General features: G+C 57.1%; 21 protein-coding genes and 6 pseudogenes. 21 read left to right on the top strand and 6 right to left on the bottom strand.

Features of this window, described 5'->3' with window-relative positions; genetic code table 11:
• Nucleotides 1–3 precede the first annotated feature (3 nt).
• The 3 genes from hprK to TKWG_RS24430 all read left to right on the top strand — a co-directional run bounded on the left by hprK (nt 4) and on the right by TKWG_RS24430 (nt 3267).
• The gene (gene hprK / locus TKWG_RS02915) at nt 4–936 is read left to right on the top strand and encodes an HPr(Ser) kinase/phosphatase (protein WP_014749388.1); all 933 of its coding nucleotides are present in this window, start codon (nt 4–6) and stop codon (nt 934–936) included.
• Nucleotides 937–1200: 264 nt separating this feature from the next.
• Nucleotides 1201–2067, top strand: coding sequence for an RNase adapter RapZ (gene rapZ, locus TKWG_RS02910; protein WP_014749387.1), 867 nt, complete (start codon nt 1201–1203; stop codon nt 2065–2067).
• A gap of 192 nt (nt 2068–2259) precedes the next feature.
• The gene (locus TKWG_RS24430; RefSeq protein WP_014749386.1) at nt 2260–3267 is read left to right on the top strand and encodes a septal ring lytic transglycosylase RlpA family protein; all 1008 of its coding nucleotides are present in this window, start codon (nt 2260–2262) and stop codon (nt 3265–3267) included.
• Between the two features lie 174 nt (nt 3268–3441).
• On the opposite strand, the gene rsmI is transcribed toward TKWG_RS24430, so the two are convergent.
• Nucleotides 3442–4380 (bottom strand): 16S rRNA (cytidine(1402)-2'-O)-methyltransferase, encoded by a 939-nt coding sequence (gene rsmI, locus TKWG_RS02900; RefSeq protein WP_014749385.1) that lies wholly within the window; start codon nt 4378–4380, stop codon nt 3442–3444.
• Nucleotides 4381–4453: 73 nt separating this feature from the next.
• Here rsmI and TKWG_RS26845 point away from each other — a divergent pair.
• The 6 genes and pseudogenes from TKWG_RS26845 (at nt 4454) to TKWG_RS02870 (ending at nt 8613) form a co-directional block, all read left to right on the top strand.
• A pseudogene (locus TKWG_RS26845) lies at nt 4454–4992 on the top strand (YraN family protein).
• A gap of 123 nt (nt 4993–5115) precedes the next feature.
• Nucleotides 5116–5709, top strand: coding sequence for a phosphoheptose isomerase (locus TKWG_RS02890; RefSeq protein ID WP_014749383.1), 594 nt, complete (start codon nt 5116–5118; stop codon nt 5707–5709).
• Complete coding sequence (locus TKWG_RS02885; protein ID WP_014749382.1) at nt 5706–6410, top strand: BON domain-containing protein; 705 nt, start codon at nt 5706–5708, stop codon at nt 6408–6410. The genes TKWG_RS02890 and TKWG_RS02885 overlap by 4 nt, the downstream gene beginning before the upstream one ends.
• Nucleotides 6411–6422: 12 nt before the next feature.
• Nucleotides 6423–6913: pseudogene (locus TKWG_RS02880) on the top strand (peroxiredoxin family protein).
• Between the two features lie 22 nt (nt 6914–6935).
• A complete protein-coding gene (argB, locus tag TKWG_RS02875) occupies nt 6936–7838 on the top strand; it encodes an acetylglutamate kinase (protein WP_014749380.1) in 903 nt (300 codons plus the stop codon).
• A 46-nt stretch (nt 7839–7884) separates the two neighbouring features.
• Complete coding sequence (locus tag TKWG_RS02870; RefSeq protein WP_014749379.1) at nt 7885–8613, top strand: pyrimidine 5'-nucleotidase; 729 nt, start codon at nt 7885–7887, stop codon at nt 8611–8613.
• A 51-nt stretch (nt 8614–8664) separates the two neighbouring features.
• Here TKWG_RS02870 and TKWG_RS02865 read toward each other — a convergent pair whose 3' ends face one another.
• The 4 genes and pseudogenes from TKWG_RS02865 to apaG all read right to left on the bottom strand — a co-directional run bounded on the left by TKWG_RS02865 (nt 8665) and on the right by apaG (nt 12485).
• Entirely contained in the window at nt 8665–9426 is a 762-nt protein-coding gene (locus TKWG_RS02865; protein WP_014749378.1) for a DsbC family protein, read from the bottom strand.
• A gap of 177 nt (nt 9427–9603) precedes the next feature.
• Nucleotides 9604–10772: pseudogene (locus tag TKWG_RS02860) on the bottom strand (FAD-dependent oxidoreductase).
• A pseudogene (mltA, locus tag TKWG_RS02855) lies at nt 10769–12051 on the bottom strand (murein transglycosylase A). The pseudogenes TKWG_RS02860 and mltA overlap by 4 nt, the downstream one beginning before the upstream one ends.
• 62 nt (nt 12052–12113) lie before the next feature.
• Nucleotides 12114–12485 carry a Co2+/Mg2+ efflux protein ApaG gene (gene apaG / locus TKWG_RS02850; RefSeq protein ID WP_014749377.1) on the bottom strand — a complete coding sequence of 124 codons (372 nt, stop codon included), beginning with the start codon at nt 12483–12485 and terminating at the stop codon, nt 12114–12116.
• A gap of 94 nt (nt 12486–12579) precedes the next feature.
• Here apaG and rpe point away from each other — a divergent pair.
• The 11 genes and pseudogenes from rpe to TKWG_RS23910 all read left to right on the top strand — a co-directional run bounded on the left by rpe (nt 12580) and on the right by TKWG_RS23910 (nt 23353).
• A pseudogene (rpe, locus tag TKWG_RS02845) lies at nt 12580–13274 on the top strand (ribulose-phosphate 3-epimerase).
• Entirely contained in the window at nt 13271–13975 is a 705-nt protein-coding gene (locus tag TKWG_RS02840; protein ID WP_014749374.1) for a phosphoglycolate phosphatase, read from the top strand. The pseudogene rpe and the gene TKWG_RS02840 overlap by 4 nt, the downstream one beginning before the upstream one ends.
• 227 nt (nt 13976–14202) lie before the next feature.
• Nucleotides 14203–15723, top strand: a complete 1521-nt coding sequence (trpE, locus tag TKWG_RS02835; RefSeq protein ID WP_014749373.1) for an anthranilate synthase component I — start codon at nt 14203–14205, stop codon at nt 15721–15723.
• Between the two features lie 9 nt (nt 15724–15732).
• A complete protein-coding gene (locus TKWG_RS02830) occupies nt 15733–16302 on the top strand; it encodes an anthranilate synthase component II (protein WP_014749372.1) in 570 nt (189 codons plus the stop codon).
• Nucleotides 16299–17329, top strand: a pseudogene (gene trpD, locus TKWG_RS02825) (anthranilate phosphoribosyltransferase). Before TKWG_RS02830 ends, trpD begins: the two are co-directional and overlap by 4 nt.
• Nucleotides 17326–18120 (top strand): indole-3-glycerol phosphate synthase TrpC, encoded by a 795-nt coding sequence (trpC, locus tag TKWG_RS02820; RefSeq protein WP_014749371.1) that lies wholly within the window; start codon nt 17326–17328, stop codon nt 18118–18120. Before trpD ends, trpC begins: the two are co-directional and overlap by 4 nt.
• A 36-nt stretch (nt 18121–18156) precedes the next feature.
• On the top strand, nt 18157–18687 hold the full coding sequence (locus tag TKWG_RS02815; protein WP_014749370.1) for an HIT family protein: 531 nt from the start codon (nt 18157–18159) through the stop codon (nt 18685–18687).
• A 570-nt stretch (nt 18688–19257) separates the two neighbouring features.
• Nucleotides 19258–20898 (top strand): DEAD/DEAH box helicase, encoded by a 1641-nt coding sequence (locus tag TKWG_RS02805; protein ID WP_014749368.1) that lies wholly within the window; start codon nt 19258–19260, stop codon nt 20896–20898.
• A 40-nt stretch (nt 20899–20938) separates the two neighbouring features.
• The gene (locus tag TKWG_RS02800) at nt 20939–22183 is read left to right on the top strand and encodes a class I SAM-dependent methyltransferase (protein ID WP_014749367.1); all 1245 of its coding nucleotides are present in this window, start codon (nt 20939–20941) and stop codon (nt 22181–22183) included.
• A gap of 196 nt (nt 22184–22379) precedes the next feature.
• Nucleotides 22380–22988 (top strand): cation diffusion facilitator family transporter, encoded by a 609-nt coding sequence (locus tag TKWG_RS23915; protein ID WP_202947761.1) that lies wholly within the window; start codon nt 22380–22382, stop codon nt 22986–22988.
• Nucleotides 22943–23353 carry a cation diffusion facilitator family transporter gene (locus TKWG_RS23910; protein ID WP_202947760.1) on the top strand — a complete coding sequence of 137 codons (411 nt, stop codon included), beginning with the start codon at nt 22943–22945 and terminating at the stop codon, nt 23351–23353. Before TKWG_RS23915 ends, TKWG_RS23910 begins: the two co-directional genes overlap by 46 nt.
• A 92-nt stretch (nt 23354–23445) precedes the next feature.
• Here TKWG_RS23910 and TKWG_RS02790 read toward each other — a convergent pair whose 3' ends face one another.
• Nucleotides 23446–23712 (bottom strand): hypothetical protein, encoded by a 267-nt coding sequence (locus TKWG_RS02790; RefSeq protein WP_014749366.1) that lies wholly within the window; start codon nt 23710–23712, stop codon nt 23446–23448.
• Nucleotides 23713–24005: 293 nt separating this feature from the next.
• Here TKWG_RS02790 and TKWG_RS02785 point away from each other — a divergent pair, with 293 nt between their 5' ends.
• Complete coding sequence (locus TKWG_RS02785; RefSeq protein ID WP_014749365.1) at nt 24006–24377, top strand: DUF4870 family protein; 372 nt, start codon at nt 24006–24008, stop codon at nt 24375–24377.
• The last annotated feature ends 69 nt before the right edge of the window (nt 24378–24446 follow it).

The following is a 24446-nucleotide window of genomic DNA, read 5'->3' as shown; positions in this document are numbered from 1 at the left end:
CTCATGCTCAGTATTCAGGATCTGGCGGCTGACAATGACGAAACCCTGCGTTTCACCTGGATCGCCGGCAAAGAAGGCCGCACCCGCCATATCCAGGATTCAGCAGCCAATACGTCCGCAGCAGACCTGCTCGGACACCTGAATGTGGTCCACCCGTCGCGGATCCAGGTATTCGGCAAGGAAGAGCTGATTTTCTATAACCGCATTTCTGCCGTTCAACGTGAAAAAATCCTGATCGAACTGGCCGAAGGCGGCGTTCCGGCCATGATCCTGGCCGAAGGCCTGGATTCTCCCCCCGACCTGGTTGGCTTTTGCGCCCGCAGCAGAATACCCCTGCTATCGACTCCGGTAGATGCTGCGCATCTTATTGATGTACTGCGCATCTATCTGAACAAGCGTTTTGCCCCAAAAACCACGGTGCATGGCGTTTTCATGGACGTGCTGGGACTTGGCGTGCTGATCACGGGCGAATCCGGCCTGGGCAAAAGCGAGCTCGCGCTTGAATTGATTTCCCGCGGGCACGGCCTGGTGGCAGACGACGCTGTCGATTTTTCCCGCACTTCACCCACGCTGATCGAAGGCCAGTGTCCCGACCTGCTGCGCAATATGCTCGAAGTGCGCGGACTGGGCCTGCTGGATATCCGTACCATTTTCGGGGAAACCTCGGTACGCAGGAAAATGCGCCTGAAACTGATTGTGCATCTGGTACGCGCCAATAGTGAAAAGTTCGAGCGTCTGCCGATTCAGGACCAGACTCAGGACTTGCTGGGCATCCCGATCCGCCGTGTCATGCTGCAGGTCGCAGCCGGACGCAATCTTGCTGTGCTGGTCGAGGCGGCCGTGCGCAATACCATCCTCAAATTGCGTGGCATTGATACCCTTGGCGAGTTCATGGAACGGCAGGCGGCCGCCATCATGGAAAACAGCAACCTCTGACATGCAACCGTTACGCAGGGCCGAACCAGCCCTTGCCCCCCTCTGCTGCCAAGGCATCCGCTTCCAGTACGATAAGAACAAGAGACCACACACAGGCTTCACAGAACCAAATCCCGGCCAGAGACCGATCTGTTATATTTTGTCACGTGTCTATGGTTAAATAGGGACTAGAGACATAGATTTCGGCCACCACCACTGTACAAGAACGAACGAAAGGCCTTTTTTCCGACCATCCATACGTTTTGTCCAGGATTGATACCCATTATGCTTCATGTTGTACTTATAACCGGCATTTCAGGATCAGGAAAATCCGTTGCGCTGCGCCAGCTCGAAGACCTCGGATATGCCTGTATCGATAACCTGCCCGTCAGCCTGCTGCACGACCTGGTTGCCAACGCCAGGGAAAACCGCCTCAAGTCGGTAGCTGTTGCAATTGATGTCAGAACGCCAGGCGAACTGGCCGGTCTGCCGGGGGTTATTACCGCCCTTCGCAGCATGGGTCTGCCCATGCAAGTGATCTTTCTGGACTCCGATGACGAGACCCTGATTCATCGTTATTCCGAGTCGCGGCGCAAGCACCCGCTTAGCAACCGCATGCGTGAAACCACAGGAATTACGCCGTCTCTGGAGGATTGCATCACACACGAACGCAATCTTCTGGCGCCGTTGCGCGAGCAGGAACACGTGATCGATACCTCAGGTTTGACGCCCGGACAATTGCGCGCATGGGTCAAAGATATTGTCGATCATGAAGAGCCGGAGGTCCTTTTGACCTTCGAATCCTTCGCCTACAAAAAAGGCGTCCCTAATGACGCAGACCTCGTTTTTGATGTAAGATGCTTGCCTAATCCTCATTACGACAGCAACTTACGCCCGCTTACGGGCCGTGATGAACCCGTGGCGGCATGGCTGGCTCAATTTGACAGCGTCCCCGCCTTAATCAACGATATTGCCGCATATATTGAAAAATGGCTTCCATTGTATATGCAGGATACGCGTAGTTATCTCACCGTTGCCATTGGTTGCACCGGTGGTCAGCATCGATCGGTCTACGTGGCCGAAGAACTGGCCAAGCGCTTCAGTTCGTACAAACCCTTACGCGTTAGGCATCGTGCCCAGTTGACACTATGACATGATGAAACGAACAACTTTAATACGCAGCACCTTAACAACCCTTGTGACCGGCCTCTTTCTTGCGCCGGCCGTCCATGCCGCCGGTATTGAAATCCGCGAAAACCAGGATTTTTCCGAGCACATGGTTGCACCCGCCGACGCCGTCGCGCCAGGGCAAAAGCCCAAAAACCGGCGGCGCCTGCGCAAAAAATGCGCATCACCGCCAACGGAATTGTCCCTGAAGCGACCGATGATGCTGCAGTAGCCGCCAAACCGACGGCAGCAGGCAAAAAACCGGCGAAAGCTGAAGTGGCAGCGGTACCATCGCCAGCCAAACCTGAATCGACCTCACAGGCGATTAAGGGCGACGATACAGCCAAGCCCGCCAAAACGGGCAATACGCTGGCCAGCCGCACAGAGACTTCTGTAAAACAGGCTGTAACCACAGGTGAACGCGCTAAAGCTCAAGCCAAAGCGGGATCCCGCCTGACACAAAAAGACAGCAGCCGCAACGTCGCAAAGCCATTGGTCGCCAAAGCTGATAAAGAAAAAACCACAGCAGCGGTCAAACAGGCTAATGTTACTGCTGCACCGGTAACGATAACGCCCGCCACCCCCGACGAGAGCAGCAAGCCGCAACTGGTGGACGGCCTGACCATGCGCATCACGGAAAACGGCATTATTCCTGAAAGCGAGTACGAAATTCAGGTACCCAAAGAAGACGTCAGTCTGGCCGAACGGGATGATACGCAACCTGCGGACGAGGATATTGCCACCAAGGCACGCAAGGCGCTGTCCGGCACCAGCAAGGCCTATACAGTCAAAGGAATCCGTTACAAGCCCATGGGCATCGACGAGATCAGCAACTTTACGCAGGAAGGCATCGCTTCCTGGTACGGCCCCGGTTTCCATGGCCGCAAGACCGCCAATGGCGAGACGTTCAATCAGAATGCCATGACCGCCGCCCACAAACGCCTGCCCATTTCTTCCTACGTCCGGGTAACGCGTGTGTCCACCGGCAAAAGCATCGTGGTGCGTATCAATGATCGCGGACCGTTCGTGGGCAATCGGGTGATTGACTTGTCTTATGGCGCCGCAAAACGACTGGGTATCGTCAATCGTGGCAGCGACAAAGTGAAGATCGAACCCATTTCCAAGGCAGCGGCAGCGGGCGAGCGCAGCACCGAAACGCAGGTCAAAGCCAAGAAAATGCTGTAGTCACCCTGTCGCCGACTTAATGTCGGTGTAAGCAGCAAGAATAAGGCCGTTTCCCTACCGGGAGCGGCCTTTGTGTTTTTGGCGCCTCACCCTGGGGCTTTTGTTGCCTGTTTGTTACCTGCTTATGAGGCGTCGCCATGCGAGGGCCAGTCGCGGCAGGCCACCAACAGGATTTCACATTTGCGCGTCACTGTCCTGCTGCTTTAACTGCAGCGCTTTGGCGTAAAGCACGTCACGGGGCAAACCACTAAAGGCGGCAAGCAGCCTGGCCGTATCTTTCACCGAATAAGACCGAAGCATGGCGGCCACAATCTGCTCTGCCTCCTGGCCCAGCGCCGCCGCCTCTTGTGTTGCGGCCTCATGCACGATCAGGACAAATTCGCCCATCGTTCGCTGGCTATCCTGAGCGAACCAGTCGGCAAGCTGCCCTGCCGGTACGGTGGCAATTTGTTCGAATCGCTTGGTCAATTCCCGCGCAACGGTCACCGGGCGCTCATCGCCTGCGATTGCGGCAATGTCGGTCGCCGTACTGCGCACCCGATGCGGCGATTCAAAAAGAATAATGGCTGCTGGTAGCGCGCACCAGGTTTTCAGCCAGGTCTGGCGCGCCACAGCTTTTTGCGGCGCAAAGCCGGCAAAGACAAAGGCCGGATTTTCATCGCTGGTAGCGCCGCTGCCCATCAGGGCGGCAATGACCGCAGAAGGGCCCGGGATAACCCGGACAGCGTGCCCGGCAGCACGTACTTCTCTCACAATGCGCCCCCCCGGATCGCTGACCGCCGGCGCACCCGCGTCAGAAATCAATGCAACCCGCTGGCCCTGCTCCAGATGGCGTAACAGGGTTGCCGCTGCCTGGGCCTCGTTATGCCGGTGCGCGGCCATCATCGGCGTCTCTATGCCCCAGGCATTGAGCAGGACGCGGGAAGAACGCGTGTCTTCGGCCGCAATCAGATCGGCCTTCTGCAGCGCATATAAGGCGCGCGGCGACAGGTCGGCCAGGTTGCCGATCGGCGTAGCCACCACATACAGGCACCCGGCCGGCCAGTCCTGGCTGGCCAGGTCATGCAGCACGCGCTGCCATCGGGCGTCAAATTGTCCGCTTTCGGTAGTCATGGACTTCTCTGTGTGAAAAAATTATATCCGGACATTATCCCCGATAGCCGTCGCCCCCCTGAAGATCCATGCCGTGACTGAAAAAAAACCTGCAGAACACGCTTGCGGCAAGCCGCAGACATCCGTGCCGGTGCAAAGCCACCGGGACCTCGCATTCACGCTGGCGGCTGCCGCACAGGACAAGCTGCGGGCACGGCAGCGCCACCGGGCAGCCACAGGCACCGTCGCCCCGCGTAAAACGCATGAACATCGATTATCGCCGTCTCAGCAACGAGGCTTGCAGGCAGAAAGCCGTGCCATCGCCTGGCTTTGCGCGCATGGCCTGCAATTGCTGGGTACCAATTTGCGCTGTCGGCACGGGGAGCTGGATGCCGTTTTTCGCGCCGACGCCCAAACCCTGGTCATCGTTGAAATCCGCTATCGTCGCAACGCGCGTCATGGGGCGCGGCTGCCAGTATTACCCACGCCAAGCAGCAGCGCCTGCGCAAAACAGCTGCCTGGTTCCTGCCCCAGCTGGCTGCTAGCGGTTTTGGCGGCAGAACACCACGCTGCCGCTTCGACGCGGTCTGCATCGAAGGCGATACCCTGAACTGGCTGCCTGCCGTCTTCTGACGATCACAAAACCGTTACAATCGGTTTTGCTGGCGCCTCAAACGCGTCTTTTGCCGCCCGTTGCCTGCTTCAATGACAACAGCTGCCCATGCGGTTTTTTTTAACACGTGCGATAATAGCGATATGGACATCTCTTCCCGCATTTCTTTTCATTTCGATGATTCGGCCCGCGTGCTCGCCCAAAGCCACCAGGTATTGGCCGAACCGCTGGCTGTCGCCATCGACATGCTGGTCAACGCCATCAGCAATAATGGCAAGGTGCTTGCCTGCGGCAATGGCGGCTCGGCCGCCGATGCCCAGCATTTCATCGCCGAACTGGTCGGCCGGTTCGAACGCGACCGCATTCCGTTTGCCGGCATTACGCTGAACGCCGACACCTCTATCCTTACTGCGGTTGGCAACGACTACGGTTTTGACAATATTTTTGAACGCCAGGTGCAGGCGCTGGGTCAGCCGGGCGACGTACTGGTCGCCTTCACCACCAGCGGTAATTCTGCCAATGTGATCAAGGCGATCCGCGCCGCCCATGAACGCGAGATGCATGTCATCGCCCTGACCGGCAAGAAAGGTGGCAGTGTGACCGGCCTGCTGACCGATCAGGATGTCCATCTTTGCGTGCCGCATGACCGCACCATGCGTATCCAGGAAGTCCACTCGCTGGCACTTCACGTTCTGTGTGATGGCATTGACGCCATGTTACTTGGAGATTCCGAATGAGTGTATCGCGCCCATTTACCCTGTCCCGCCCTGCCACTGCCCTGGTTGCCATTTCACTGTCGTGCTCGCTGCTGGCCGGCTGCGTGCCCCTGATCGTCGGGGCTGCCGCCGGCGGCACCGCCATCGTGGCCGTGGACCGCCGCTCGGCCGGCATGCAACTGGTGGACAAGAACATTGAACGGCGCACCCAGAACACCATCAACGAGAGCATCGGCGAAGCCGGCCGTGTCATTGTTTCATCCTATAACCAACGCGTCCTGCTGACCGGTGAAGTGCCCACAGAGGCTGCCAAGCAGTCGGCCGAAACCATGGCGCGCACCGCCACCGACGTCAAGCGCGTCGACAACCAGCTGACCGTAGGCCCTCGCGCCTCTTTCAGTACCCGCAGCAATGAAACCTGGATTACTTCGCGCGTCAAGGCGGAACTTCTGGCCACCAAGCAGGTCCCATCAGGGTCCATCAATGTGATCACCACCCGTGGTGTTGTCTATCTGATGGGTCAGGTCACCGACCTTGAAGGACAGCGTGCAGCCTCGGCAGCAGCCGGCGTCAGTGGCGTGAGCCGGGTTGTCAAAGTATTTGATATTGTTTCGGGCAGCAGCCTGAATGCGACAACCGGCGGCACGGGTGCACCCACAACGGTGCCTGGCACCGAGAACAATCCTTCTGCGGGCGGCGTGCAAACTTTCCCTCTGGAATAAAACCGAATATCCATGAAAAAAATCGTTCTTCCTGCTGTACTAGCCGTGGCCGCCATAGTGGGTGGTTCATGATGACCTCATCCAAGGCGGCGCCCGATGTCACATTCACCACGCTCGACGGGCGTCAGTTCCAGACCGCCGATCTCAAGGGCAAGGTAGTCCTGGTCAAATTCTGGGCCACCAGCTGCGTAACCTGCATTGCGCAAATGCCCGACACCATCGAGTACTATAATACCTATCACGACAAGGGTTATGAGACCGTTGCCGTGGCCATGGCCTATGATCCGCCTAATTTCGTAAAAAACTACACAGCAGACAAAAAACTGCCGTTTACCGTTACGCTTGACAGCGATGGCAGTGCCGCCAAAGCCTTCGACGATATCAAGTTCACACCGGTGGCGTTTTTGCTGGATCGTCAGGGCAATATAGTCAAACGCTATATTGGCAATTACGATAAAAAAGATTTCATCAAAACGCTGGAAAATACTCTGGCACAAAACTAACTTTCAGCAACCGCGAGCTAGCATGTCTGACACATCCCTGGATATCAACGCTGTTTCACCGGCAGTCAAGGCCGACATTATTTCCGAGTCTTTGCCGTATATCCGGAAGTTCCACGGCAAGACTGTCGTGATCAAATACGGTGGCAACGCCATGGTTGAAGAGCGACTGCAGCGCAGTTTCGCCCGGGATGTCGTCTTGCTCAAACTGATCGGCCTGAATCCGGTCGTGATCCACGGCGGCGGCCCGCAAATTGACAGCGCACTCAAGCGTCTTGGCAAGGAAGGCAACTTCATCCAGGGCATGCGCGTAACCGATGCCGACACCATGGAAGTGGTCGAATGGGTGTTGGGCGGTCAGGTCCAGCAGGATATCGTCATGATGATCAACGAGGCCGGCGGCAAGGCCGTGGGCCTCACCGGCAAGGATGGCGGCCTGATTCAGGCTCGCAAAAAGCTGATGCCCAACAAGGAAAACCCCGACGCGCCGCTGGATATTGGCTTTGTAGGGGATATTTCCAGCATTGACCCCTCTGTGGTCAAGGCCCTGCAGGATGACCAGTTCATTCCCGTTATTTCCCCCATCGGCTATGACCCGGAAGAAGGTGATGTTTACAACATCAACGCCGACGTGGTCGCCGGCAAAATGGCTGAAGTGCTTCAGGCAGAAAAGCTGCTGATGATGACCAACACCCCGGGTGTACTGGACAAATCAGGCCAGTTGTTGCGCAAGCTGTCGGCCAAGACCATTGATGAATTGTTTGCTGACGGCACCATCTCCGGCGGCATGCTGCCCAAGATTTCATCGGCACTGGAAGCCGCCCGCAACGGCGTGAACTCCGTACATGTCGTCGATGGCCGGGTCGCTCACTGTCTGTTGCTGGAAATCCTGACGGACAAGGGTGTCGGCACCATGATCACCTCATGATCACGTTTGCGGCGTTGTTACGCGTCGCAGGCGTTGCTGTTCCGGCATGATCTGTACCCCGCTCATCAAACCCCTGCAGCCGCTGGTGCGTCACAGTCGCACCCCGCGAGTATGGCTGTTTGACCTGGACAACACACTGCACGATGCCTCGCACGCTATCTTCGGGCACATAAACCAGAGCATGACGCGGGCCGTCATGCAATCGCTGGATATTGAAGAAGACGAGGCAACCGTTTTACGCAAGACCTATTGGGCACGCTATGGTGCCACGCTGATCGGGATGGTGCGACATCACAATGTGAAAGCCGCCGATTTCCTGCATTTGAGCCATGACTTTGATATCGCAGGCAACACCAAAATCGAAAAAAACCTGTCGGCCATGCTCAATGCCGTGCCGGGCATCAAGTATGTGGTCACGAATGCGCCCATGCATTACGCCAGAATCGTTTTGGACCGCCTGAATGTACGTCACTGTTTTGCGGGCATCTGTTCCATCAACGAAATGTGCCTGCAGGGCCGGTTCCGGCCCAAACCCTCACCGGCGCTAATGCAGCAGTTGCTGGTGCAGCTGCAATGCGAGCCGACTCGCACCATTCTGGTCGAGGACACGCTGAAAAACCTGAAAACGGCCAAGCAGCTGCATATGAAAACCGTGCACATCTTTCATCGCGGCACGCCGTTCAGTTCCATGCAGCGCATGCGACCGGCCTATGTGGACCTGCGCGTCAACTCGGTCCAGCAACTGCTGACCCATCCTTTTGCCCTGTCAGCCTGACAAGCGCATTGGCCGGCGCGCAGCCGGCCTGTCAGGGCCGAGGGCGCTGACTCACTTGCGATCCAGTTCCTGATTGAGCCGGGCGGCCGGTACATAGCCGTTGATGCGAGTACCACTTTCAAAGAAGATGGCAGGCGTACCCTGGACAGCCAGTTTCTGGCCCAAGGCGAGATTTTTCTCGATGGGTGTCTCGCAGGTAGCCTCAGGCGGTTCAACACCCTTGTTCATCCAGTCTGTCCATACAGTGGCCTGGTCTTTGGCGCACCATACGTTGTTGGCTTTGGTCACAGAATCGGGTGCCAGGATGGGAAACAGAAAGGTATACACGGTGACGTTATCCATCGTCGCCAGTTCCTTATGCAGTTTTTTGCAATAGCCGCAGTTGGGATCCTCGAACACGGCCATCTTGCGCGCACCGCTCCCCTTGACCAGCTTGACTGCCTGAGCCAGTGGCAAGGTGGAAAAATCCACTTTGGAAATTTCCTCGATCCGCTCGGTGGTTACATCGCGTTTTGTTTTGGCGTCGACCAGATTGCCGGCCAGCACAAACTCGGCCTTTTCGTTGGTATACACGATATTGCCACCCAGTTGCACTTCATACAGATTGGCATAATCGGTCGGCTGAACGCGGGTCACTTCAACATCGAAGGCCTTTTTGACTGCTTCCCGAACGCTTTCCAGCTTTGCATTATCAGCCGTTTGTGCCTGTACCGCCGGCACGGCAAAAGCACCTGCGGCCAGCGTCAGCAAGCCTGCCAGCGCCGCCCGTTGGTACCGCTGCACGGTGCGTGCGTTTATCCAATTCAATCCCATTACCTTACATCCCTTACAACAGAAAATCTATTGAGTGGCGTTGCCGCCAACGAAGCCTTGCATGAGCCTTGCAAGGCGCTTGTGTCCGGTGGCAGCCACCGACACGGTATTACTGGCCACCCATTTGTGCAGGTGCCGGCACGGTACTCGCGCTGCGATGTCTTTCTCCCAGGACAATCACAACCCTGATGCCCCGGCAATCAGTTGCCGCTTGACCCAGGGAAGCTGCTGCACCAGATTCATGCCTGCATTGCGCAGAAATGGCAGTGCCGGCAGATCGCGAGAAAATAGCTGGTACAGGCCATCGGTCGCCACACGCATGGCCATGACATCGGCGGCACGCGTACGGGCGTAACGTTCGAGCACACGCAGATCTCCATAGGACCTGAATGCCTCTTTTTCGTTCAATACCTGCGTGAGCGCCTTAACGTCGCCCAGCCCAAGATTGAGCCCCTGTCCGGCCAGCGGATGTACCCGATGCGCCGCATCGCCCACCAGCGCCACGCCCGGCGCCGCCATTTGCGCCTTTTCCAGCGTCAAGGGAAAGCCATGCAGGCGTGCACGCACCTTAAGTGTACCCAGGCACCCCTGCGCCACCTGATTGAGGGCTTCCGGCAGCGCCTGGCTCAGCGTCGTCTCGTCCATTTGCAGGTACCGGTCGGCGGTAGCATTGTCAACCGACCAGACCAGCGACACCTGATGCCCTTCACTGGTATCGGGCATGGGCAGAAAGGCCAGCACATGATGATTGCTGAACCACTGGTATGCTGTATTCATATGGGGCTTTTCGCAAGTCAGATGCGTCACCAGCCCCTGGTCGCTGTAGTCCTTTTTCTGGTGCGCCATGGCAGCGGCGCTACGCAGCGGCGAGCGGCCCCGTCGGCACCGATAAACAACTGCGCCTGCAGCGTTACGCCACTGGCAGTTGTCACCTGTCCTGGCTGCCAGGCCTGCATCGTGTCGTCAATCCACGACACACCGTAAATTGTCAGCGCCTGGAACAGCGCTCGTTCAATTTCACCCGATTCGACAATCCATGCCAGATGAGATTTGGCTGCCTGCCAGGCATCCAGCACTACCTGTCCGTCGCGATCGCCATTGACCTGCATGGCATCGACCGGGGTAATCCGTTCCTGCGGCATGGCATCCCAAATGCCCAGCGATGCAAGCAATGCCTGGCTGGCTTCGGAGATGGCATACACGCGGGGGTGATACTGCTCGCCCGGCATGCGTGCCGGGGCCCGCCTGGGCGCCAACAGCGCCACATTCACGCCGGCCCGGGTCAGCGCCAGCGCGCTGGCCATTCCCGCAATACCGGCACCACAGACAATCACATCGTGTTTCATCGCGCCTCCGGAACTCCTGCGCTGCGCGGCCAGAGAATCCATACCCGGCCAGTCTGTTTCATGCGGCCGGCCAGCTCGCCTGCCGCATCACCCGATCCCCAGAAAAAGTCAGTTCGTGCCACCCCTTTGATGGCAGCACCCGTGTCCTGCGCAAAGACAACGCGTTGCATCGGCTGAGTCGAATGCGGACGGGTAGTTGCCAGGAACAGCGGACTGCCCAATGGCACATAATTGGGATCGACGGCCACCGAGCGTTCTGCTACCAATGGTATGCCATAGGCGCCCTTGGGGCCTGCCGCATCATCAGACAGCGCCTCTTCGCGGAAGAACACCATCGCCTGATTGGCGTTGAGCATTTCATCGACCCGATCCGGGTGGGCTTTGGCCCAGGCCTTGATATTTTGCATATTGGCCTGCGCCAGCGGCAATTCGCCCTTGTCGGCCAGCCACTTGCCGATTGAGCTGTAAGGACGGCCATTATGGTTGGCGTAAGCCAGGCGGATCATGGAGCCATCTTCCAGCTGCACCCGGCCAGACCCCTGCACCTGCAGGAAAAACGCCTCAACCGGATCATTCAGCCACACAATGACCGGCGGCTTGGTATCGCGCTGGCCGATTTGCTCCCTGGTGTCGTAGGGGACGATCGTCTTGCCCGAGAGCTTGCCGCGAATCCGCTTGCCGGCCAGTTCAGGATATTGCTGACCAAGATCGATGGTGAGCAGGTCGTCGGGCGCAGCATACATAGGCCACTGATACTCACCGCCCTGAGAACGCGAGCCATGCACCACCGGTTCATAGTAGCCCGTCACGGTGTTGGTCGATTTGCCGCTTTCGCTTACCTGCCAGGGCTGCAGATGTTGCTCCAGGAAAGCCTTGACCGTGGCCGCATCATTGCTGCGCGGATCAATACCCGACTGCGCAGCGGCCTGGCATACCGGTTGCCATACGGCAGGCGCAGCGCGCGCCGGCATGGCCTTGGAACCACTGACAGGGCGCATCAGCCGCGACAATTATTATAGAAAGTCAGCCATAAATGGCGGGCATCATCCGCATTCCATCCGGGCAGCGACGACCAGGCAACCTGGCTGTACTGGCCTGCCAGCGGTCGCGGTGGCGTAGGCGCAAAGGCCGACTGGTCCGGCACTGACAGGGGCGCGGTCATGGAGAACGACGACTCCGAGGGCTGCTTGCCCGCCTCTTGCGTCGAACAACTTGCCAACAGGACAAGCGCAGCAACGGCTGCAGGCAGTAACCTATTTGGTGCTTGCGGATTTTTCATATTTATTGATCCAGACAAATAATGGAAGACAAGCCCGATGACACAGTAAGGTGATGGGGCAATCAGTGCAGCGTTCGCGGGAGCGTCAAAATGAATTCTGGAATGTCCACGTCGAACGGGACACCGTTTTCACCCACACAGTGGTAGCTGCCCTTCATGGTGCCAAAAGGGGTATTTAGCGGACACCCGCTGGTGTATTCGTACATGTCGCCAGCGGCAATCAGCGGCTGTTCGCCGACAATGCCCAGCCCGCGCACCTCCTGTATTTTCTCATCGCCATCGGTAATGACCCAGTGACGGCTGATAACCTGCGCGGCCGCTGTACCGGTATTGCGAATTCTCACGGTATAGGCAAAAACATACTGCGAGCGAGACGGGTCGGACTGTTCTTCGAGATAGCGCGGTGTGACTTCCACCGTCATTGTATTTACCATTCGTGCCGGATCCTCGGAAAGCTAAACGTGTTTGTATGGAATAATATGACTTCATTGTACTTCGTGCGCCCCCTTACAGGAGAAAAACGCTGTCATGGAATTACAACCCGTTACCCGCATCGCCCCCAGTATTCTGTCAGCAGATTTTTCCCGACTCGGCGAAGAAGTCAGAAATGTGATCAGCGCCGGTGCGACTGGATTCATTTTGACGTGATGGACAACCATTACGTACCCAATCTGACCATCGGGCCCATGGTGTGCAAGGCCATTCGCCCCTGTACAGACGCCCCCATCGACGTACATCTGATGTGCGAGCCGGTAGATGACCTGATCCCGCAATTTGCCCAGGCCGGCGCCAACATCATCTCCTTTCATCCGGAAGCATCGCGCCATGTGGACCGGTCGCTTTCCCTGATCCGCGACAATGGCTGCAAGGCCGGGCTGGTGCTCAATCCCGCAACACCGCTGTCGGTGCTCGATCATGTCATGGACCGCCTGGATCTGATTCTGCTTATGTCGGTTAATCCCGGTTTCGGCGGACAGTCATTCATCCCGTCTACGCTGGATAAACTGCGCGCCACCCGCCAGCGCATTGATGCCTGGCAGGAAAAAACCGGCAACACCATTCTGCTTGAAGTCGATGGTGGCGTGAAAACAGACAACATCGCGCAAATCCATGAGGCTGGCGCCGATACCTTTGTCGCCGGCTCGGCCATCTTCGGCCAGCAGGACTACGCCGCGGTCATCGCCGGCATGCGCGAACAAATTGCCGGAGTACACCGCTCATGAGTATCCACGCCGCACTGTTCGACCTTGACGGCACCCTGGTCGACTCTATCCCCGATCTGGCCCAGGCAGCCAATGCCATGCGTATCAAGCTGGGGCTGTCACCACTGCACCAGGAGCTGATTGCCCAGTTTGTCGGCAAAGGCATCGATAACCTGGTGCGTCGCGCCATGACCGGTGGCGACGAGCAAGCCGTGATGACCGCAGAGGCATTCATTGTTGCCCGCGAACATTTCATTGATGCGTACCATCAGGTCAATGGCGATCATTCCACAGTATTCGAAGGCGTGCTCGAGGGGCTCAAGTCAATGAAGGCTGCCGGTATACGCCTGGCTGTTGTCACCAACAAACCCACCGTATTTACCGAGCAATTGCTGATTCAGACCGGATTGCGATCGTTTTTTGACGCAATCGTCTCCGGTGACACCTGCCCGACCCGCAAGCCGGATGCCGGCCCCGTGCTGCATGCCTGCTTTCTGCTGGAAGTTGCACCAACAGACTGCGTTTTTATCGGTGACTCCATCAATGACGCCCAGGCAGCGCAAGCCGCAGGCATGCCGGTACTCATTGTTCCTTATGGTTATAACGAAGGAAACAGTGTACAAAACCTGAAAGTCAATGATATAGTAGAGACTATCGTCGAGGCGGCCCAGTGGATTGAACGCCACAACGCATCGGCAGACCAACCTGATTTATTAACGTAATGACTGCACACTCCCTTTATGCTCGCTCTGCCCTGGTTGCCATGTATTGGCGCTGGTGGCGTTCGTTTGCCGGGAGTGTCACTCATTAGACTGTTCCGGATGCCGCTTTTTTTCTGCATCCGAAAATTGTAGTCAGTACGCACCATACCCGGTAATCCCTTAAAACAGGACCGGGTATTTTTGTATCTGCCCGGTCATTCAGGAAAACACAAACAGAGACCGTCATGATGACTGAAATTGAATTTAATGCACTCGCAGCACAAGGCTTCAACCGCATCCCGATCATCAAGGAAACCTACGCCGATCTTGACACCACGCTTGGCATCTACCTGAAACTGGCTCACACCGGCAAAGAAGCTGGTCGCATGACCTGCCTGCTTGAGTCGGTAGTTGGGGGCGAGCAGTTCGGTCGCTATTCCTTTATCGGCCTGCCGGCCAAAACAGTCATCCGCGCGACAGGCGATCTGACCGAAGTACTGACCAATGGCGAAGTCACCGAAACCCATCGCGGCGATCCGCTGAGCTTCATCCAGGAATTCAAAAAACGCATCAAGGTGGCCCTGCGCCCGGGCATCCCCCGCTTTGCCGGCGGCCTGGCGGGCTATTTCGGCTACGACACCATTCGTCATATCGAACCGTCCCTGGGCCCCAACGTCAAACCGTATCCTCATGGCCAGAAGGAAGGCGTACCCGATATCATGCTGATGCAGGTCGATGAACTGGTCATTGTCGACAATGTGATCGGCCGCACCTACCTGATGATATACGCCGATCCGAATGAGCCCGAAAGCTACAGCAAGGCCCAGAAACGACTGCTTGAACTGCGTGCCCGCCTGCGCCATCCGGTGGAAATTCCCTACAGCCTGCCCAGCCTGCAAACGACCGAAATCCGCGACTTCAAGAAAGAAGACTACCTGAAGGCAGTGCTCAAGGCCAAGGAGTATATTGCTGCAGGTGACCTGATGCAGGTCCAGGTCGGCCAGGTCATTGCCAAGCCCTTCCGGGATTCACCACTGTCGCTCTACCGCGCCCTGCGCTCCCTGAATCCTTCTCCCTACATGTATTTCTGGAACTTCGGCGACTTTCACGTCGTGGGCTCGTCACCGGAAATTCTGGTGCGCCAGGAAACGTTCACCGAAAACGCCGAAGAGAAAACCGCCATCACTATTCGTCCGCTGGCCGGCACGCGCAAGCGCGGTGAAACACCGGAAGAAGATGCGGCACTGGCCGACGAGCTGCGCGCCGATCCCAAGGAGATCGCCGAGCACGTCATGCTGATTGATCTGGCCCGCAATGATGTGGGGCGTGTGGCAGAAACCGGCACTGTGGAAGTAACCGACCAGATGGCCATTGAACGCTATTCACACGTGATGCATCTGGTATCGAACGTCAAGGGTATCCTCAAGCCGGGCATGGACGCCATCGACGTGCTGCGCGCCAGCTTTCCGGCAGGCACCCTGACCGGTGCGCCCAAAGTGCGCGCCATGGAACTGATCGATGAACTGGAACCCGTGCGACGCGGCATCTATGGCGGCGCTGCCGGCTATCTGAGCTACAACGGCACAATGGATGTGGCCATCGCGATCCGCACCGGCGTCATCAAAAACGGCATGCTCTATGTACAGGCCGCCGCCGGCATCGTCGCCGACTCCGACCCTGAAAAAGAATGGCAGGAGACCGAAGCCAAGGCCCGCGCCGTGCTGCGCGCCGCCGAACAGGTGCAATACGGTCTGGATCAACCCATCTGAGGAACTGTCATGCTGCTCATGCTCGATAATTACGATTCGTTTACCTACAATCTGGTGCAATATTTTGGCGAACTGGGCCAGGACGTTCATGTGGTGCGTAACGACCAGATGACCGTTGCGCAAATTGCCGAACTCAATCCCGAACGCCTTTGTGTCTCGCCCGGCCCCTGCTCGCCTGCCCAGGCCGGTGTCTCGGTCGAACTCATCAAACACTTCGCAGGTAAAATACCGGTGCTGGGCGTGTGCCTGGGACACCAGTCCATCGGCGCCGCTTTCGGCGGTAAAATCATCCGTGCCAAGCAGATCATGCACGGCAAGACTTCAGAAATTACCCATGATGGATCCGTACTGTTTCGCAACATTCCTTCGCCCCATACCGTGATTCGCTACCATTCACTGGCAATCGAACGCGAGTCATTGCCCAGTTGCCTGCGTATTACGGCAGAAACAGCCGACGGGGAAATCATGGCGATAGAGCATACCAGCCTGCCGGTTTATGGCGTACAGTACCATCCTGAATCCATTCTCAGCGAACATGGCCATGCCCTGTTGCAAAACTTTCTGGATATTCACCCATGAGCATTTCCTACACAGACGCCCTGACGCGCTGCATTGAACACCGCGAAATTTTTCATGACGAAATGCTGTACCTGATGCGCCAGCTGATGCGCGGCGAAGTGCCACCAGCCATTGCCAGCGCCCTGCTCATGGGATTGCGCGTCAAAAAAGAAACCATCGGCGAAATTACTGCAGCGGCCACGGTCATGCGAGAATTTGCCACGCCGGTGAGCATCAGCGATCCGGACAATCTGCTGGATATGTGCGGCACCGGCGGAGATGCCAGCCATACCTTCAATATTTCCACCACCGCCATGTTCGTGGCGGCTGCGGGCGTGTGCGTATTGCCAAGCATGGCAATCGCAGCTCCTCCTCCTCTTCGGGCAGCGCCGATGTTCTGGAAGCGCTGGGCATCAATGTGATGCTGTCACCAGAACATGTTGCCGAGTGCGTGGAACAGACCGGTATCGGCTTCATGTTCGCGCCAGCACACCACGGCAGCATGAAAAACGTCGCCGAGATTCGCAAAATGCTGGCCGTGCGCACCATATTCAACATTCTGGGCCCCCTGACCAACCCGGCCAAAGCCGGCAACCAGCTTATGGGTGTTTTCCACCCGGATCTGGTCGGCATCCAGGTGCGCGTGCTGCAGCAATTGGGTTCCAAGCATGTGCTGATCGTGCACGGCAAGGACAATCTGGACGAAGCCTCGCTGGGCGCCGCAACCCTGGTGGGCGAGCTCAAGGACGGCAAAGTCAGCGAATACGAGATCCATCCCGAAGACTTCGGCATGCAGATGGTCTCCATTCGCAATATTACGGTCAGCAACAAGGAAGAGTCACGCGATCTGGTCATGAGCGCACTAAACAATGAGCCGGGCACAGCCCGCGATATTGTCGTGCTCAATGCCGGTCTGGCGCTCTACGCAGGCAATCAGGCCGCCACCATGCAGGATGGGATCAATAAAGCACGCGAACTGATCCAATCCGGGGCTGCACGTGATAAATTAGAGACATTCCGTGCCTATACCAGGAAGCTCACGACATGAACGATATTCTTGAACAGATTCTCAGCGTAAAAAAAGAAGAAGTCGCTATGCAGCGCCAGTTCCGCAGCGAAGCAGATCTGCTGCGCGAAGCCCAGGCGCGCAAGGATGTGCGCGGTTTTGCCAATGCGCTGCGTGAAAAGATCAGACAGAAAAAAACGGCTGTCATCGCTGAAGTAAAAAAAGCGTCGCCATCAAAAGGCGTAATCCGGCCCAATTTCAACCCTGCCGAAATCGCCCACACCTATGCCGCCCATGGCGCGACGTGTCTGTCAGTGCTGACCGATGTGCAGTTTTTCCAGGGCTCCAGCGATTATCTGCGCCAGGCGCGCGCGGCCTGCCCGCTACCGGTGCTGCGCAAAGACTTCATGATTGATCCCTATCAGATCATCAATGCCCGCGCACTGGGCGCCGACTGCATCCTGCTGATCGTCGCCGCTTTGCCGGCCGACCAGCTCAAGGAAATGGAAGCGGTTGCGCAGGAACTGGACATGGATGTCCTGATCGAGGTGCACGACCGGGCCGAACTGGATATCGCCCTGGACATGAAATCGTCGCTGATCGGCATCAATAACCGCAATCTGCGCACCTTCGAGACTACCTTGCAAACCACGCTGGACCTGCTGCCGCATATTCCCGAGGGGCGTTTTGTCATTACCGAAAGCGGCATCCACGCCCCCGAGGACGTGCGCAGCATGCATGAGAACGGAGTCTATGGGTTCCTGATCGGCGAAGCGTTCATGCGGGAAACCGATCCAGGCATCACACTTGAGTCATTTATCGTGAATCATTGATTCACCCAGCAGGTATTTTCCGGGAGAACCACGGCAGTGACCACGCGTACTGATTGCCCGTTGTGCCATGGCGATGGCGGAACCGTGCTGTTTCGCAACGCATTCCTGCGCGTTGTCGATGCGCAGGAGGCCGATTACCCGGCATTTACCCGCGTCATCCTCAATCGCCACGCGCAGGAAATGACCGATCTGAATCAGGCCGAGCGTAGCGGCCTGATGAGCGCCGTATATCTGGTAGAAGCCCTGCAAAGGCGCCATTTCCAGCCCGATAAAATCAATCTGGCGCAATTGGGAAACATGGTGCCTCACGTACATTGGCACATTATTGCCCGCTTTACCGACGACAAACATTTTCCCAATCCCATCTGGGGCGCGCCGCGCGCGGCAGCAGACGGGCCAGACGACGAACCCGAAGCGGCCCGCAGAAACGCGCATATCCGGCAGCTCGTACCCGCCTACCACCAGGACATCACGCAATCGTTTAGCGCCCTTTTTGATGACACGGCAGATACCGTGCCCGAACAGACCCGCTTTGAGCAAACCCTGCAACGCATCACGGATGGATGAAACCGGCAGCACCCGACCCGCGCGCGTCCAGTAGCCTGTGGCGCTCTGCCGCCACCGAATGGCGGCCATGTTGCCGATTTTACCCACCGTACTGCTGTGCCAAGTAAGTGGCTTTTACCCTATACGCAACACGGCTAAATAGATAATGCAATAATAATGCTTGCATTCTAGGGAAAACACTTATATAATCATTTTCTTTGCAGCAAATTCTCTTTATTTTTGCTGCCTGGCTTATTAATCAAAAGCCGTCATCGCTCCTACCTCCAGACCCGCATGCGTATTTCCTCTGTCATGCAACGGTTGATCCGGTCGGCTCGATGCTCCGATCAACGATTCGTCTGGCTATTTCCCATTCGTTTGTTCATCCTGATCAGTAAAGTGCAGATGTGCATTGTGCATATCAGCAAGACTTTGCTGCGTGACAGAATTGTCGTTTTGTCCTGTTTGCCGATGGCCTGTCCATCGTGCGGCCTGGGGTTGCTTATGCAATCGCCCAGCATCACAACCGGAATCAACGGCCATCTGCACTCCTGATGAACAGGCTTGCCTGACACCTACTTAGGATTACAAATGTCATTTGATTCTCTGGGTCTATCACCCATTCTTCTTGCTGCCCTGAACAAGGCCGGCTTCACTCAGCCCACTCCTGTGCAAACCGAAGCGATCCCCAAAGCCCTTGAAGGCAAGGATCTGATCGTCTCTGCACAAACCGGCAGCGGCAAAACTGCAGCATTCATGCTGCCCTCTTTGCACCGCATTGCCGGCATGCCTGGCAACAAAGGCGTCGGCGTACAGGTATTGGTCCTGACCCCAACCCGCGAACTGGCCCTGCAGGTTGCAGAAGCCACCAAATCATACGGTGTTGGCATTGACGATCTGCGTATCGCCACTGTAGTGGGCGGCATGCCTTACGGCGCACAGATCAAAGCGCTGTCGCGTCGTGTTGACGTGCTGGTTGCCACCCCCGGTCGTCTTATTGACCACCTGAACGCACGTCGCGTCAATCTGTCACGCGTTCATACTCTGGTGCTGGACGAAGCCGACCGCATGCTGGACATGGGCTTCATCGAAGACATCGAAAGCATTGTTGCGCAAACGCCTAATGATCGTCAGACACTGATGTTCTCTGCCACGTTCGAAGGCACCGTTGCCCGTCTGGCCGCAGACATGCTGAACAATCCGCTGCGTATCGATATCGCCGGACAGAAACAGAAACACGCCAACATTACCCAGACCCTGCTTTACGCAGATGACAGCGGTCACAAACTGCGTCTGCTGGGTCACCTGCTGCGTGATGCCTCCATGGATCAGGCCATTGTCTTTACCTCCACCAAACGCGGCGCCGATGCACTGGCCGAACGTCTGGAAGATGAAGGTTTTGCCGCCTCTGCTCTGCATGGCGACATGAACCAGCGTCAGCGCACCCGCACACTGGGTATGCTGCAAAAAGGTCGTCTGCGCGTGCTGGTTGCAACCGATGTTGCCGCCCGCGGTATTGACGTGCAAGGCATCAGCCACGCCATCAACTTCGATCTGCCGATGCAGGCTGAAGACTACGTTCACCGTATTGGTCGTACCGGCCGTGCCGGTCGCAATGGTCAGGCATTTACACTGGCAACCCATGGCGAACGTCATAAAATCCGCCGCATCGAACAGTTCACCGGCCAGTCCATGCCTGCCGAAGTGATTGCTGGCCTGGAGCCGGTCAAATCGGCCGAAAGTGGTCGCGGCGCCGGCGGCGGCAAGGGTCGTAGCGGCAAGCCAAATGGCTCACGCCAGGGTCGCCCAGGTGGCGGTTCGCGCGAGAAAGATCAGGCCCGTACCGGCTTTGGTCATCGCAAAGGCGGCAGCGCCCCTTCTTACGGCGCTCGTGAAGACTCACGCTCTGCTGAAGGTCGCTCCGAGCGCGCGCGTCCTGCACGCTCTTATGACGCACCACGTGAATCGCTGATTGACCGTGCCGCCACTTCGCTGTCACGCAATCCGTTCTCATCTGATCGTCCGCGTAGCGAAAAAAGCGGTTTTGTCAAAGCTGATGCGGCACCCGCACCGCGCAAGCCACGCACCGAGTTCGCTCCTGCACCGGCTCGCAAGCCTCGCCCAAGCACCCGTTCCGACGGCGGCTTCGGTGGTGATCGCGCACCGCGTTCAGACAAGCCCGGTTTTGCTCGCAGCAAAAAGAAACCGAGTTCATCACGCACCTGGGCGTAAGCCTTTATAATGATCTTTCCCAAAGTAACGTTGGAAAGATATGCGTGCAGACCCAACCGGCGCTGCGCTGCCCCAAATTCAGGAAGCAGCGCAGCGCTATAGCGAAAACGCCCGGCACAAGCTTGCCGGGCTTATTCATGAAGCCGGCCCCCAGGGGCTGCCCTTCGCGCGCTGGATGCATGCAGCGTTGTACGATCCTCAAGCTGGCTATTACGCCGGCGCCCCCCTCAAATTCGGCGATACCGCAGCCGCAGCAGGCACCGCACTGCAAGGCGACTTTGTCACGGCACCAGAACTGACGCCGTGGTTCGGCCGCAGTCTGGCCAGGCAAATCGGCCCCATCCTTGCCCATATCGGCACCCCTCATATTCTGGAATTCGGCGCCGGCTCCGGCGCGCTGGCCGAGCATATATTGCAAGCCCTGCTGCCCGAGTTTCCCGAACTGCAATATTACATTCTTGATATTTCACCGGATCTGACGCAGCGACAACAACAACGGCTTGCCCCTTTTGGAGACAGCGTGCATTGGCTGCACAGTCTGCCTTCGGGCTTTAGCGGCTGCATCATTGCCAACGAAGTGCTCGACGCCATGCCCGTCTCGCTGTTCGAATGGGGCGAAGATGGCAATGTCCATGAACTGCACGTCATCAACAAACCAGGTGAGGCATCAGCAGCCGCAGACCCGCAAGCGGACCAGGAGGCACAGGCCTCGTCATATTTTGATTTTCTGCGCGTTCCCGCCGGCGCACTGCTGGAGCAGGCCGTAAGGACGCGCATGCCTGCGCTGCCCGGCTATCGATCCGAAATAAACCTGCAAGGCGAATCCTGGGTCGCGGGTCTGGGACAGTGGCTGGATCAGGGTGTCGCTCTGCTGATCGACTACGGTTTTCCACAGCACGAGTACTATCATCCGCAACGCAGCCAGGGCACACTCATGTGCCACCTGCTGCATCATGCGCATAGTCAGGTGCTGCATTTCCCCGGGATTCAGGACATTACCGCACACGTAGACTTTACCGCCATGGCCGATGCGGCACTGGCAGCAGATCTGGAAGTGCTGGGCTACACCTCGCAAGCCCGTTTTCTGCTCAACTGCGGCCTGCTGCAGATGCTCAGCGAGCTGGACCCCGACGACACGGCACGCTATGCGCGCGAAATTGGCCCGGTACAAAAGCTGCTGTCAGAAGCAGAGATGGGAGAACTGTTCAAGGTGCTGGCCATCGGCAAAAATGTAGATATGGATCTGATGGCGTTTGCCACGGGAGATCGCCGCCATCGCCTGTGAACTTAGGTGAAACCCTATCTGAACGCACGGTACCAGCCTGTGGGCGCCTTAGGGCGGGCGCCATTTTGATAGATAGCATGGCAAGGTCGGGGGCCTGGCATCAATGGTATAGCGCTGGTGACAGATCGCCCTGCCATTGCGATAGCGAACCGCAAGCCGCGCAACGAAAAACGCACCATAGACATGGGGACACCCGATGACCCGAAGCACACCGCAAACTGATCACGCATCGAATATGGTCATTTATATTGCCCTGGCGGGCAATATTCTGGTGGCCATCAGCAAATTCGTCGCTGCCGCCATCACCGGCAGTTCGGCCATGCTCAGCGAGGGCGTGCACTCGGTGGTCGACTGTACCAATGAAATCCTGCTGCTGTATGGTGTCCATCGCAGCCGCAACCGGCCTGACAAAGACCACCCTATCGGCTATGGCCGCGAAGTCTACTTCTGGAGTTTTGTTGTCGGCCTGTTAATTCTGACCTTCGGCGCCGGTGTCTCGGTCTATGAGGGCATTGTCCACATCCGCGAACCGCACCCGATCGAATCACCCCATGTCACCTATATCGTGCTGGCGCTGGCTTTCCTGTTCGAAGGCTTCTCCTGGGTCTTTACCGTCAGAAAATTCAGGGGCAATCGCCCTTACTCCGAGCTGTTCCGGATGATCGTCCATAGCAAGGATCCACCTACGTTTATCGTATTGCTGGAGGATTCGGCCGCCATGCTGGGACTGCTCATCGCCTTCGCAGCGTCTACCTGTCCGTGGCGCTGGACAATCCGGCACTCGATGGCGCGGCGTCGATACTGATCGGTCTTACCCTGGCCTTGACTGCACTGCTGGTGGCGCGCGAAACCAAGGGTCTGCTGATTGGCGAAGCGGCCAGCGCCGACATACGCGACTCCATTGTGACGCTGGCCGAAAGCACCGCTGGCGTAACACGCGTCAATGGCTTGATTACGGTGCAGACGGCACCACAGGAAATCACGGTTGCAATGAGCCTGGAGTTTGCCGATGCGCTGCGCGTGCCGGAACTCGAAGCGATCGTCATTGCCCTTGAAAACAAGATTCGCAAGGGACACCCCGAGGTAGCAACGCTGTTTATCAAGCCTCAAGCGCATGAACACTACGAAAAACTCAAGCCGGAAGACGACCCCGGTTATATCGAGCCCTGACCAGCGGAATCCGAAAATAGGGGCTACAGCGTTGCCAAGCCCTCCCGCCCCTGACTATTAATCGCGACGCTCAGGTAGCGGGCCCAATTGCATCAGCCCTTGAGCGCCTGTTCCAGCAATTGTCCGATAATGTCGTTGGTATTCCTGTCCTGCTGCACCGCGCGCTCACGAATCTGGTCAATCACTTCCTGCCTGAGCTTGACCGGAAAAGAGACCAGCCCCTGGGCCTGGTCCAGCTTGCGCTGGGCGCGGCGATCAACTGCGGCATCGGCGGCGCCGAACTGCCCCGGCACGCCTTCTTGTTTCATTTTTCCCACTGTTTTAAGCGCTTTGGCTTTTTCAAGGTCAAATTTTTTCATTGTTATAGTCCATATGGTTGGGAGAATAAGGGCGGGCAATGCCGGAAAGCACACATGCCCTGATACAGCAAGGGTTCCGGCAAGGCATGGCAAAAGCCATTGCCGCCGCGCGAGTCTACCGCATCCCTTATACGGAAGCAAATACTTCATGCGGCAATGTCAATCTGCTACATTTTTACACGAATGCAATATCGGTTTATTAAACTTGCAATCTATATTAAAGTAGTTATTACTTAAAGTTTAAAGTGGACAGACTTAAAGTGACTCACGCCTGAACTCAAGGGGATACTGCAATGAACGAAGAAACCAGCCAGAGCCAGACTCCGGTTCCCGCGCCGGATAACGCCGCTCGCAATTTCACCTGGATTACGTATGCAATGTACGCATTGGGACTGTTTACCGGGCTGTTTTCAGTGGTGGGCGTCATCATGGCCTACGCCAAACGGGGCGAGTTCGCCAATACGGTCTATGCCGATCATATGCAATATCTGATCCGTACTTTCTGGATCGGCCTGATCGGCGCGATTGCAGGCTTTTTGCTAATGATTATCCTGATCGGCTGGATTGTGCTTATCGCCGTTACCGTATGGTACATCTATCGCATCGTCATGGGCGCCATTCGCCTGAATGACGGCCAGGGCGTATCGACCACATCCTGGTTCTGATCCCAACGCTTTGGCCTTGCTGCGGGCCACGAGGGTAGCGGCGGTCCGGTTATGGTGCAGCAGCCATTT

It is taken from the genome of Advenella kashmirensis WT001 (genome assembly GCF_000219915.2).
GTDB lineage: Bacteria > Pseudomonadota > Gammaproteobacteria > Burkholderiales > Burkholderiaceae_B > Advenella > Advenella kashmirensis.
Note: the sequence above shows the minus strand (reverse complement) of the source record. Positions and strands in the feature narration are given on the sequence as shown.

Coding starts and splice junctions, on each gene's coding strand:
- trpE (WP_014749373.1), top strand. CDS start 14,203: ATGACTGAAATTGAATTTAATGCACTCGCAGCACAAGGCTTCAACCGC.
- rapZ (WP_014749387.1), top strand. CDS start 1,201: ATGCTTCATGTTGTACTTATAACCGGCATTTCAGGATCAGGAAAATCC.
- TKWG_RS02790 (WP_014749366.1), bottom strand. CDS start 23,712: ATGAAAAAATTTGACCTTGAAAAAGCCAAAGCGCTTAAAACAGTGGGA.
- TKWG_RS02870 (WP_014749379.1), top strand. CDS start 7,885: ATGATCTGTACCCCGCTCATCAAACCCCTGCAGCCGCTGGTGCGTCAC.
- TKWG_RS23915 (WP_202947761.1), top strand. CDS start 22,380: ATGACCCGAAGCACACCGCAAACTGATCACGCATCGAATATGGTCATT.
- TKWG_RS02885 (WP_014749382.1), top strand. CDS start 5,706: ATGAGTGTATCGCGCCCATTTACCCTGTCCCGCCCTGCCACTGCCCTG.
- argB (WP_014749380.1), top strand. CDS start 6,936: ATGTCTGACACATCCCTGGATATCAACGCTGTTTCACCGGCAGTCAAG.
- rsmI (WP_014749385.1), bottom strand. CDS start 4,380: ATGACTACCGAAAGCGGACAATTTGACGCCCGATGGCAGCGCGTGCTG.
- trpC (WP_014749371.1), top strand. CDS start 17,326: ATGAACGATATTCTTGAACAGATTCTCAGCGTAAAAAAAGAAGAAGTC.
- TKWG_RS02840 (WP_014749374.1), top strand. CDS start 13,271: ATGAGTATCCACGCCGCACTGTTCGACCTTGACGGCACCCTGGTCGAC.
- hprK (WP_014749388.1), top strand. CDS start 4: ATGCTCAGTATTCAGGATCTGGCGGCTGACAATGACGAAACCCTGCGT.
- TKWG_RS02800 (WP_014749367.1), top strand. CDS start 20,939: ATGCGTGCAGACCCAACCGGCGCTGCGCTGCCCCAAATTCAGGAAGCA.
- TKWG_RS02785 (WP_014749365.1), top strand. CDS start 24,006: ATGAACGAAGAAACCAGCCAGAGCCAGACTCCGGTTCCCGCGCCGGAT.
- TKWG_RS02805 (WP_014749368.1), top strand. CDS start 19,258: ATGTCATTTGATTCTCTGGGTCTATCACCCATTCTTCTTGCTGCCCTG.
- TKWG_RS02890 (WP_014749383.1), top strand. CDS start 5,116: ATGGACATCTCTTCCCGCATTTCTTTTCATTTCGATGATTCGGCCCGC.
- TKWG_RS02865 (WP_014749378.1), bottom strand. CDS start 9,426: ATGGGATTGAATTGGATAAACGCACGCACCGTGCAGCGGTACCAACGG.
- apaG (WP_014749377.1), bottom strand. CDS start 12,485: ATGGTAAATACAATGACGGTGGAAGTCACACCGCGCTATCTCGAAGAA.
- TKWG_RS02830 (WP_014749372.1), top strand. CDS start 15,733: ATGCTGCTCATGCTCGATAATTACGATTCGTTTACCTACAATCTGGTG.
- TKWG_RS24430 (WP_014749386.1), top strand. CDS start 2,260: ATGCGCATCACCGCCAACGGAATTGTCCCTGAAGCGACCGATGATGCT.